Genomic DNA, 10,421 nt, shown 5'->3' on the forward strand with positions numbered 1-10,421 from the left:
TCGTTGTTGACCTGCGCATGCGCCGGCGTCGTGAACAGATCGGACGAATGTGACGACGGGTCGAAGCCATAGATCGCAATTCCGAGACCCGCGACGACCGACGCCAGCAACGCGAATTTGCGCACTGACAGCAGCGAACGGCCGGGCCGGTATGATGGGAAAGATGAAAGATCGGTCGGACGTTCGGTCATGCAGCTTTCTCCAGAGCCTTGAGGACGAGGTGCCCCAGGGGGCACCGTTTCGTGCCTGAACATGGGGACCAACGCCTTACGGTGCGCTGGCGGGCCCGTTAAACTTTTGTAATGATGGCGACGGTCGGTGCGGCAGTTTATCGCAGTTCCGACATGCGTTGCGATATGAAGGCAGTTCCCGGGTGGAAACCGCCGCGACAGCCGCCGTCGATCGGCTACGACTTTTCCGGCGGAGCGTCGGCCGCAAGTAGAGCCGCGAGCCGGGCTTCCTCTTCGGCGGTCAGCGCCGGCTGCGATGGCCCCACACCTCCGTGCCCGGAGCGGCGCCTGCCATTCAGCCACAGCGCGAGGCCACCACCGAGCAACACGAAGGGCGGCACCAGCCAGAGCAGCACCGTCCGCCGTTCGAAGCGCGGCTTCAGCAGCACAAACTCGCCGTAGCGCGCCACCAGGAAATCGATCACCTGGCCGTCGCTGTCGCCGGCCGCGATCCGCTCGCGCACCAGGAGCCGCAAGTCGCGCGCGAGCGGCGCCTCGGAATCGTCGATCGACTGGTTCTGGCACACCATGCAGCGCAATTCGCGCGACAGGTCGCGGGCCCGGGCTTCCTTGACCGGATCGGCCATGATCTCATCGGGCTGCACCGCGCGCGCCGCCGTGACGCTGATGGCGGCGACGATGAAGAGCAGCGCAAGAACTCGTTTCATCGCCTCACTCCGCCGGCTGCAGTCCCCGCAACGCCTTTGCGGGCTTGGGTGCGCCGACCCGCAACCGCCGGTCCGATAGCGACAGCATGCCGCCGAACGCCATCAGCACGGGGCCAAGCCAGATCAGCAGCACCATCGGTTTGTGATAGATCCGCACCGCGATGCCGCCATCCGGCGTGGCGTCGCCGAGCGAGATGTAGAGCTGGCTGGCACCACGCGTCAGTAGCGCCGCCTCCGTCGTCGACATGCCGCCGCGGGTGGTGAAGCTGCGCTTCGACGGCCGCATCACGGCGATACGTTGACCGCCGCCATAGACGGTGAACGGGGCCGTGGTCTCCCGGTAGTTCGGACCCTGCTCCTGGAACAGGCCCTCGAGCCTGAGCTCGTAGCCGGCGACGTTGGCCGCGTCGCCCGCCTTCATCGTACCGAGATATTCGGTGTTCCAGGTGGTCTCACAAACGATGCCGATCAGAGCTATGCCGATGCCCGCATGCGCGAAAGCCGTGCCCCAGATCGAGCGAGGCAGGCCGCGCATGCGCCGCATCGCGACGCCGAATGGCGCGCGAAACAGCGCGATCCGCTCGGCGAGGTCGGTGAGCGCGCCCGCGATGACGAACACCGCGAGCCCGATGGCGAGCGGCGCCAGCGCCGCGCCGCCGCTGGTCCAGGCCCAGGCGATGGCGACGGCGAACAATGCGACCACGCCGGCGGCGAGCAGGCGTTGGGCGGCGCCCAGAAGGTCGCCGCGCTTCCAGCCCAGCATCGGCCCGAACGGCAGCGCGATCATCACCAGCAGGAACAACGGGGCGAAGGTGAGATTGAAGAACGGTGCGCCCACCGAGATTTTCGCACCGGTCAGCACCTCCAAGCCGAGCGGATACAGCGTGCCGATGAACACGGTGGCGCAGGCGGTGGTGAGAAACAAATTGTTCAGCACCAGCGCGCCTTCGCGCGAGATCGGCGCGAACAGCCCGCCCTGCTTCAGCGCCGAGGCCCGCCAGGCGAACAGCATCAAACTGCCGCCGATGAAGACGCAGAGGATCAGGAGGATGAACACGCCGCGCGTCGGGTCGGTCGCGAAAGCGTGCACCGAGGTGAGCACGCCGGAGCGCACCAGGAAGGTGCCGAGCAGCGACAGCGAGAAAGTCAGGATCGAGAGCAGGATGGTCCAGACCTTGAGCGCCTCGCGCTTCTCCATCACCAGCGCCGAATGCAACAGTGCCGTGCCGGCAAGCCACGGCATCAGCGATGCGTTCTCGACCGGATCCCAGAACCACCAGCCGCCCCAGCCGAGCTCGTAATAGGCCCAGTACGAGCCCATCGCGATGCCGAGCGTCAGGAATATCCAGGCGATCAGGGTCCAGGGCCGCACCCAGCGTGCCCAGGCCGCGTCGATGCGCCCCTCCAGCAACGCCGCGATCGCGAAGGAGAACGAGATCGAGAAGCCGACATAGCCGAGATAGAGCATCGGCGGATGGACGGCGAGCCCGATATCCTGCAGCACGGGATTGAGGTCCCTGCCCTCGATCGGCGGATTGGGCAGCCGCAGGAACGGATTGGAGGTGCCCAGGATGAACAGATAGAAGGCGCTGGCGACCCAGGCCTGCACCGCCAGCACGCGGGCGCGCAGCGAGCGCGGCAGGTTGCCGCCGAAGGCTGCGACCAGGCCGCCGAACAAGGCGAGGATCGAGACCCACAGCAGCATCGAGCCTTCGTGATTGCCCCAGACGCCTGTGACCTTGTAGATCAGCGGCTTCAGCGAGTGCGAATTCTCGAACACGTTGGCGACGGAGAAATCCGAGGTCACGTGCAGCGTCACGAGCGCGGCAAAGGAAAAGGCCACGAACAGGAGCTGGGCGAGCGCAGTCGAGCGGGCGATGTTCATCAGGGCCGGATCGGAGAGCCGCGCGCCGAGCAGCGGCACGGTGGACTGGATCAGCGCCAGAGCGAGCGCCAGCACCATGGCGTAATGTCCGGATTCCGCGATCACTGCGTCACTCCCGGGGTCGCCTGCCTGGCTTCCGCATTGGCGGCCGCCTCCTTGCCGTAGTCGTCTTTCCAGTGTCCCTGCTTCTTCAAGGCGTCGGCCACTTCCTTCGGCATGTAGGTTTCGTCATGCTTGGCGAGCACGGTGTCGGCCTTGAAGGTGCCGGAAGCATCGAGCTCGCCTTCGGCGACCACCCCCTGCCCCTCGCGGAACAGGTCGGGCAGAATACCCTTATAGGCCACCGGAAGCCTCGCATTGCCGTCGGCGACCTCGAAGGTGATGGCGAGATTGTCGCCGCGCTTCAGCGAGCCCGGCTGCACCAGGCCGCCCAGCCGAAAGCGTCGGCCGGGCGCGATATGCTGCTCGGCGACCATCGACGGCGTCGAAAAGAACACGATCGAATCGCGCAACGCATACAGGACGAGCCCGGCCGCCAGCGCGAGCACGGCGAGCGAGCATCCGATGAGTGTCAGCCGGCGTTGCTTGCGCGTCATTTTCCGATCACTGCCTAGCCATCGAGCCCGATGTTCCTCAGACCCTCGTTGAGTTGCTTGAGCCGCTCGGCGTCATTGGCGACGGCCTGCCTCGCGTCGGCCACGGCCTCCTTCGCCTTCTCGCGGTCGCCCATCACCACATAGGCGCGCACCAGACGCAGCCAGCCGTCGACATCGTCGCCGTTCTGCTTCAGCCGCGTCGCGAGCCGCTCCACCATGCCGCGGATCATGGTCGCGCGGTCGCCTTCGCTCATGTCCTTTGCGGCCGCCATGGTGCCGTCCGACAGCGCCGGCGCCACCGCACCGCCGACGCGGGCGAGCGCGGCCTGTACGAAGGAGCGCCACGGCGCGTCGGGCGGCGCCTTGTCGAGCATGCCGCGCCAGATCGCGGCGGCATCTTCCTTGCGGCCGTCCTGCTCGGCCGCGGCGCCGCGGAAATAGCCGGCCTTCGTCTCGTTGGCGTCCAGCGCCAGGGCACGGTCGAACTCGGCCTTGGCCTCGTCGGTGATAACGCCGCCGGCGGCTGCAACCAGCATCTCGCCCAGATCGGCATGCCAATCAGCGTTCTCGCCGCCATAGGTGATGGCATTGCGGTAGGCGCGCACGGCATCGTCATAGCGGCCGAGCTTCGCCAGCACCGGCGCGAGCACGCTCCAGCCGCGCGCATCGGTCGGCTTCTCCTGCAGATGCTGCTCGACCTGCGCCACCAGCCGCTCGACGGGCTGGGCTTCATTCGGAGCCGCCATCCGCGCGGCCAGCGGAAAATCGGGAAGCCGCGGTGAGCCGAGCGGCAGGTAGACTGCGATCGCCAACGCGGGCAATCCCAAGAGCGCGAGCACGGCTGCCGCGCGCCGCGGTCTCCCGCTGGGCTGCGCGGGCGGACCACGTTCGCGATCGCTGGCCGCGAGCAGGCGACGGCTGATCTCCACCCGCGCCGCCTCGGCCTCGGCGGCGCCGATCAGGCTGGCGGCGGCATCGCGATCGATTTCGGCGAGCTGATCCTTGTAGACTGCCGTCTCCGTGCCCGCGACATGCGATCGGCCGCGAAGCCCCAATGGCAGCAGCACAGCGAACATCGCTGCGGCGGTCATCAGCGCGAACACAAACCACAACGTCATCAGGGTGGATTCCAGCGTTAGACCCATTCTAGGGCCCGACGCGGGCTTTACACCACGGCCGCGCAGACGGGCAATTGACAATAGTCAATTCTGCGTGCGGGCCAAAAGCCGAAAATCCCGCAATAATAGACCGTTAACCGACCTCGAAATCGACGCTGCGCGCCACTTCGTCGCCACGCGCATTGTGCGCGCGAAGAAAATAGGTTCCTGACCTCACCGAGTCCGGCAGCCTGATTCGGAGCGAGCCGTTGGGAAGCGTGGACGAGATCGTGACGACGGGATCAGCCAGCTGCACGCCGCTGTCCCTGTCGACCAACACGACCTTGGCCTTGACCATCAGGTTCCGATATGTCGCCGAAATGACGCGGTTCTCGAGTTCAACGAAGTTGATGACGGAATTCATGCGCCAAAGTTTTTGCAGTCTATTTGGCGCGCACGGTACTTTCATACCACGATAACGTCAACCGCAAATTGCAGGGTGGTCTGCCTAGTTTGCGCGCGACGACTTGCGCTCTGTTGGGAGCGCGTTGTCGATGGCCCTGCTCATCAGCGATGCATATTCCTGGCCGAACAGCACCTCGCAGAAGCGCACGGCAGCCTGCGCCTGCATCTGCCGATAGGCACGCGCCTTGATGTCGCCGCCGCGCAGCGACTCCACCAGCGCTTCGGTGGCCTTCTCCACATATTGCTGCAGTTCCGAATAGCTGCGCAGCGTGACCTCGTTGATCGCGAGTTCACTGGCGTAGGTGCGGCACACCGCAACGAAGGCGATCAACGCGGCAACCTCGTCGACTTCCGAGCCGTCGATGCCGGACCCGATCGGGATTTCCTTGTCGGGCCGCTGACGCAGGATGCGGCGGACCCGTCCGGGCACACTCTCGATCTCCGATTGCACGGTGTCGGAGATGTCCGCTCGAATCGAGGCAAGCTGCTTGCCCCAGGTGGATTCCTGGCGCAGGTCCAATTCGGTCCGCAGCCCCCTCACGCCGTCATGCAGGGCCTTGAGGTTCTCGGGCACGTTGGCGAACTGACTGCGCCTGATGTCGAACCGCAGGGTCGATGCCAGACAGAACAGATCGTGCAGCGCAATCGTGACCGCGACGCTGTAGGATGTCGCGGCGACCCTGACCTCGTCATCCGAGGCCGCTATCTTGATGGCCAGGCGAATGATCTGCCACGGCGCGGTCAGCCGCTGGATGGCCAGCGACAAGGCGAACGGCAGCACCTGCGGCGTCTGCAGGGTCGGGATGTTGAGCGCCTCGCAGACCGAGGTGATCTGGGAATCGCCGAACACCCGCATGACCCCGGGAATGCGGGCGACGAATCCGTCCAATGCCTCGCGGGCATGCAGCACCGCTCCGATCGGCAACAGATCCTCGACCACTTCGGGCGGGCCGACTCGGGCCAGCGCGCGCTGCTTGTCGCCGCCCGCGGGCGACGTGAGCTTGAAGATCGCGTCCGCCGCGGCCATCTGCAGCTTGCGGACCGAAATCTCGATATCCCGTGAAACACCGGTTTCGCGGGAGTCGGAATAGGCCGTCTCGAACTCGCGCAACGGCTCGGGCGCCCCCTCCCGGGAGAGCCATTGCCAGACCGGCATCAACGACGCCCGACGAACCTGGCCGGGCCGCGGTGGCAGGCTGCCCTCGATCAGAAAGGGCTCCAGCGGCCGAAAGAACAGGCGGGCGGCCTCGCCGCCATGCTGACGGCTGCCATCGGCCCGGACGGGCGCGCGGAGGTTCCCCGACGCCGACGCAGTGGCGGACGGCATGCGCATGACCTTGCGGAGCATTTCGAGCACGATGCTCGCCACCGCCTGGTCCTCGCCGCGCGCGATCGCCCGCTCGAATTCCTGCATGAGCAGCGCCTGGGATTGGGGCGTAAGCTGCCCGAGATATTCCTTCAGCCGCTCGTTCGGTGTCTGGCTCATGGCCCGGTTTGCTGATGCCGGCGTCGCACGAAAGGCAGGCGCGTAGGCGCCAACATACCGACGACCGTATTAAGAAAGTCCTTTAGCAAGTTTGCCCCGCCCCCGTGATTACACCGCAGGCAGTCGCAGCTCGGCCCGCAGGCCGCCGATCGGGGCATCGCTGAGGGAGAGACTGCCGCCGTACAGCGCGGCCAGATCGACCACGATGGACAGCCCGAGCCCGGAGCCCGGCTTGGACTCGTCGAGCCGCTGGCCGCGGCGCGAGACCTGCGCCCGTTCTGCGGCGGACAGGCCCCGCCCATCATCATCGACGATGATCCGCAGCATCGGCCCCTCCCCCCGTTCGGCCGCGCGCTCCGACATCACCTCGATGAACACCCGCGCGGTCGCCCATTTGCAGGCATTGTCGACGAGATTGCCGACCATTTCCTCGAGATCCTGGCGCTCGCCACGGAAGTTCGCCTTCGGATCGGCCTTGACCTCGATCGTGACGCTGCGGTCCCGATGGATCTTGCCCATGGTCCGCTGCAGCGCCTCGACCGCAGGCGCGACCTCGGTGACGGTGCCGACGATCGTGACGCGGGCCGCGATGCGCGCCCGCTCCAGATGGCGAGCGACCTGGTCGCGCATCATGTCGGCCTGCTCCAGGACCTTGGCGGCGAAGGGATCGATGCCGTGCGCGGACGCCTCGTTCACGATCACCGACAGCGGCGTCTTGATGGCGTGAGCAAGGTTGCCGACATGGGTGCGAGCGCGCTCGACGATCTCCCGATTGGCATCGATCAGCGCGTTGGTCTCGCGCGCGAGCGGGGCGATCTCGACCGGAAACACGCCCTCCAGCCGCTCGGCCCGCCCGGAGCGGATGTCGGCGATCGCCTCCGAGATACGCTTCAGCGGCGCGAGCCCGAAGCGAACCTGGAAGATCGTGGTCAGGAGCAGCACGATGCCGAGCGCGGTGAAGGTGCTGCCGAGATAGTAGTCGAAACTGCGCGTCTCCTCGTCAATCTCGCTGGCATCGCCGGCAACGCTGACCAGGAACTTGCCGTCGGTGCCGAGATCGACCGGCCGCTCCGCCATCCGCAGCTCCTGCCCCTCCGGGCCGTCGACATAGGCCACCCGGACGCCGGCCGCGGTCAGCTCGGCGCCCTTGTCCTCGAGCTTGGGCAACTTCTTGTCCCAGAGCGAACGGGACGCCCGCACCTCCGCCTTGTCGGTGTCGGTGCGGGTGATCTGCCAATACCAGCCCGACAGAGGCAGCTCGAACAACGGCTCGCCGAGCGACTGGAACTGGTGGTCCGGCGGCTCGTCGGGGGTGGCGACCTCGGCGACCAGGTTGCGCAAATAGAGATTGAGCCTGCGGTCGAACGCGCGCTCGGTGGCGTTGCGGTAGACCGACGACAGCGCAAAGCCGGTCAAGGTCAGGATCACCACCACCCAGGCGGTCGCGGAGAAGAACAGCCGGGTGGCGAGCGAGTTGCGGCGCATCCCTTACATTAAGCACCCGCAGGCGGCGGTGTCAGCAGGTAGCCGAGCCCGCGGACGGTCTGGATGATGTCCACCTCCAGCTTCTTGCGGATGCGGCCGACGAACACCTCGATCGTATTCGAGTCGCGGTCGAAATCCTGGTCGTAGAGGTGCTCGACCAGCTCCGTGCGCGACACCACCCGCCCGGTATGGTGCATCAGATAGGCGAGCAGCCGGTACTCATGCGAGGTCATCTTGACCGGGTTGCCGGCCACCGTGACCCGCCCGGTGCGGGTATCCAGCGACACCGGGCCGCAGGTCAATTCGCTCTGGGCGTGGCCGGCGGAGCGGCGGAGCAGCGCCCGGAGCCGGGCCAGCACCTCCTCCAGGTGAAACGGTTTGGCGACATAGTCGTCGGCGCCGGCATCGAAGCCCTGCACCTTGTCGCTCCAGCGGTCGCGGGCGGTCAGGATCAGGACCGGCATGGCCCGGCCGTTGCGCCGCCAAGCCTCCAGCACCGAGATACCATCCATCTTCGGCAGGCCGATATCGAGCACGACGGCGTCATAGGGCTCGCTGTCGCCGAGATAGTGCCCCTCCTCTCCGTCGAACGCCCGATCGACGACATAGCCGGCGTCGCTCAATGCGGTGGTGAGCTGGCGATTGAGATCCGGGTCGTCCTCAACGACGAGCAGGCGCACACTTGCCTCCAAAGCTGAACTGCACGACTGCCATCATGATGAACCCGCGCGCCGTGAACCGCATATGAACGGAACCTGTCGCGCCGGGTTACTTTTTCTCCATAAAAAGCGGGGGTCGCAATGGCCTCGTCAGACTTGGTTGCGCCGCGCGGCCAGACCGTTCACGGCGGCCCGTCTTATGCACGCCGAGGCCTCTTCCCGCAGCCGTGCGCCTGCGCCCCATCCATGAAAAGACGCGCCGGACGCCTTGCCAGTGTTGCCGTGCCGCTCACCCATGCCGTCCCCCCTTTGCCCAGCCGTCAGGTGCGGAAAAACACGAACCAGATCACGCCGAGAATCAGGACGGCAAGGCCGGTCGATGCCGTCAACAACGCCAGCACCGACGGCCCGGGCTCGGCCTGCCGGGCCTCGGTCGGAGTTTCAACGATCCGGTGATCTTCTCGGGTAGTTGCCATGATGCCCTCGATCCTGATGCCCTCATTTCTGCATTGGCCGGCGAGACTGCCACTGCGCTGGCGCACCGGCCACACGTCGAAGCAACGCCCCATGCTGGATGATGTTCCGGTGGGCAGCCGGCCGGCCTACGCCGCCCAGGCAACCAATCGCGGTTAACGCCGTTGGCAGAATCCGCCCCCCTTTGCTTGTCTTGATGTCGGCCGGTGCTATCCTCGTTCGTCCTCTGCCGGTGTACGGAGTTTTTACGGGAGTTTCTTCATGGCCCCCCGCGCCAACTGGAAGGGTTTTCTGCGGCTTTCGCTCGTGACCTGCCCGGTCGCGCTGTATCCGGCCACCTCGGATGCCGAGAAGGTCTCGTTCAACCAGATCAACCGGAAGACCGGCCATCGCATCAAATACAGCAAGGTCGATGCCGACACCGGCGAGGAGGTCGCCAACGAGGATATCGTCAAGGGCTACAAGGTCGACACCGACACCTACATCGAGGTCACCAAGGACGAGCTCGACGACATCGCGCTGGAATCCACCCACACCATCGAGATCGACGAATTCGTGCCCCGCGCCGAGATCGACAGCCGCTATTTGATCCGTCCCTATTACCTCGTGCCCGACGGCAAGGTCGGCCATGACGCCTTCGCCGTGATCCGCGAGACCATCCGCAGCCTGAACAAGGTCGCGATCGGCCGCGTGGTGCTGACCAATCGCGAGCACATCATCGCGCTGGAGCCGCTCGACAAAGGGCTGATGGGCACCCTGCTCCGCTATCCCTACGAGGTCCGCGGCGAGAAGGAATATTTCGACGACATCCAGGATGTGAAGGTCACCAAGGACATGCTGGATCTCGCCAAGCACATCGTCGAGAAGAAATCGGCTTCCTTCGAGCCGGAGGAGTTCGAGGATCACTACGAGGCGGCTCTCGTCGACCTCATCAACAAGAAGCGCGCGGGCGTTCGGCTGCCCGCCAAGGCCGCGCCGAAGACCGGCGGCAACGTGATCAACCTGATGGATGCGCTGAAGCGCAGCCTCGCCAGTGAAGGCCAGGCGCCCGCACCTGCCAAGGCGAAGAAAGCGAAGAAGCGGGTCGAGGGTCAGCGCGAGATGCTGCTGCCGATCGCAGGAGCCGGCAAGCGCGCCAAGGAAGAGAAGAAGGAAGAGAAGAAGGAAGAGCCGAAGAAGGCCGAGAAGCCGGCGCGCCCGTCCGCCCGCTCCCGCAAGGCGGGCTGAGCGCAGGCGCGGTGGCGCTTGCGCTATTTCAGCGAGGAATTGATGGACCCGAACTTGCCGTTGAGCGTCGAGCCGATACCATTGACGGCGGTGATGATCACGATCGAAAGCCCGACCGCGATCAGGCAATATTCGATGGCGGTGGCGCC

Annotated in this window: 11 protein-coding genes and 1 pseudogene; 1 reads left to right on the forward strand and 11 read right to left on the reverse strand. The window is 65.9% G+C overall.

Features of this window, described 5'->3' with window-relative positions; translation table 11 throughout:
• From JOY90_RS05285 to JOY90_RS05330, 10 genes and pseudogenes are all read right to left on the reverse strand, one after another.
• Nucleotides 1–191, reverse strand: a pseudogene (locus JOY90_RS05285) (serine peptidase); the annotation flags it as partial.
• A 215-nt stretch (nucleotides 192–406) separates the two neighbouring features.
• On the reverse strand, nucleotides 407–898 hold the full coding sequence (locus JOY90_RS05290; protein WP_291690096.1) for a cytochrome c-type biogenesis protein: 492 nt from the start codon (nucleotides 896–898) through the stop codon (nucleotides 407–409).
• Nucleotides 899–902: 4 nt separating this feature from the next.
• Nucleotides 903–2,888: a heme lyase CcmF/NrfE family subunit gene (locus JOY90_RS05295; protein WP_291690097.1), complete on the reverse strand. Its 1,986-nt coding sequence runs from the start codon at nucleotides 2,886–2,888 to the stop codon at nucleotides 903–905.
• Nucleotides 2,885–3,379: a cytochrome c maturation protein CcmE gene (ccmE, locus tag JOY90_RS05300; protein WP_291690098.1), complete on the reverse strand. Its 495-nt coding sequence runs from the start codon at nucleotides 3,377–3,379 to the stop codon at nucleotides 2,885–2,887. Before ccmE ends, JOY90_RS05295 begins: the two co-directional genes overlap by 4 nt.
• Before the next feature lie 14 nt (nucleotides 3,380–3,393).
• Nucleotides 3,394–4,497 (reverse strand): c-type cytochrome biogenesis protein CcmI, encoded by a 1,104-nt coding sequence (gene ccmI, locus JOY90_RS05305; protein WP_291690099.1) that lies wholly within the window; start codon nucleotides 4,495–4,497, stop codon nucleotides 3,394–3,396.
• Nucleotides 4,498–4,630: 133 nt separating this feature from the next.
• Nucleotides 4,631–4,900: a hypothetical protein gene (locus JOY90_RS05310; protein ID WP_291690100.1), complete on the reverse strand. Its 270-nt coding sequence runs from the start codon at nucleotides 4,898–4,900 to the stop codon at nucleotides 4,631–4,633.
• A gap of 84 nt (nucleotides 4,901–4,984) precedes the next feature.
• Entirely contained in the window at nucleotides 4,985–6,427 is a 1,443-nt protein-coding gene (locus JOY90_RS05315; protein WP_291690101.1) for a hypothetical protein, read from the reverse strand.
• A 108-nt stretch (nucleotides 6,428–6,535) separates the two neighbouring features.
• The gene (locus tag JOY90_RS05320) at nucleotides 6,536–7,912 is read right to left on the reverse strand and encodes a sensor histidine kinase (RefSeq protein ID WP_291690102.1); all 1,377 of its coding nucleotides are present in this window, start codon (nucleotides 7,910–7,912) and stop codon (nucleotides 6,536–6,538) included.
• A gap of 8 nt (nucleotides 7,913–7,920) precedes the next feature.
• Nucleotides 7,921–8,592, reverse strand: a complete 672-nt coding sequence (locus tag JOY90_RS05325; protein WP_291690103.1) for a response regulator transcription factor — start codon at nucleotides 8,590–8,592, stop codon at nucleotides 7,921–7,923.
• A 299-nt stretch (nucleotides 8,593–8,891) separates the two neighbouring features.
• Nucleotides 8,892–9,047: a hypothetical protein gene (locus JOY90_RS05330; RefSeq protein WP_291690104.1), complete on the reverse strand. Its 156-nt coding sequence runs from the start codon at nucleotides 9,045–9,047 to the stop codon at nucleotides 8,892–8,894.
• Between the two features lie 259 nt (nucleotides 9,048–9,306).
• Here JOY90_RS05330 and JOY90_RS05335 point away from each other — a divergent pair, with 259 nt between their 5' ends.
• On the forward strand, nucleotides 9,307–10,272 hold the full coding sequence (locus JOY90_RS05335) for a Ku protein (RefSeq protein ID WP_291690105.1): 966 nt from the start codon (nucleotides 9,307–9,309) through the stop codon (nucleotides 10,270–10,272).
• Nucleotides 10,273–10,295: 23 nt separating this feature from the next.
• Here the strand turns inward: JOY90_RS05335 and JOY90_RS05340 are convergent.
• Nucleotides 10,296–10,421, reverse strand: a 126-nt coding sequence (locus tag JOY90_RS05340) for a Flp family type IVb pilin (protein ID WP_291690106.1), incomplete at its 5' end; no start/stop codon positions are given.

Source organism: Bradyrhizobium sp. (assembly GCF_019242285.1).
GTDB lineage: Bacteria > Pseudomonadota > Alphaproteobacteria > Rhizobiales > Xanthobacteraceae > Bradyrhizobium.

Coding starts and splice junctions, on each gene's coding strand:
- JOY90_RS05290 (WP_291690096.1), bottom strand. CDS start 898: ATGAAACGAGTTCTTGCGCTGCTCTTCATCGTCGCCGCCATCAGCGTC.
- ccmE (WP_291690098.1), bottom strand. CDS start 3,379: ATGACGCGCAAGCAACGCCGGCTGACACTCATCGGATGCTCGCTCGCC.
- ccmI (WP_291690099.1), bottom strand. CDS start 4,497: ATGACGTTGTGGTTTGTGTTCGCGCTGATGACCGCCGCAGCGATGTTC.
- JOY90_RS05310 (WP_291690100.1), bottom strand. CDS start 4,900: ATGAATTCCGTCATCAACTTCGTTGAACTCGAGAACCGCGTCATTTCG.
- JOY90_RS05315 (WP_291690101.1), bottom strand. CDS start 6,427: ATGAGCCAGACACCGAACGAGCGGCTGAAGGAATATCTCGGGCAGCTT.
- JOY90_RS05320 (WP_291690102.1), bottom strand. CDS start 7,912: ATGCGCCGCAACTCGCTCGCCACCCGGCTGTTCTTCTCCGCGACCGCC.
- JOY90_RS05330 (WP_291690104.1), bottom strand. CDS start 9,047: ATGGCAACTACCCGAGAAGATCACCGGATCGTTGAAACTCCGACCGAG.
- JOY90_RS05335 (WP_291690105.1), top strand. CDS start 9,307: ATGGCCCCCCGCGCCAACTGGAAGGGTTTTCTGCGGCTTTCGCTCGTG.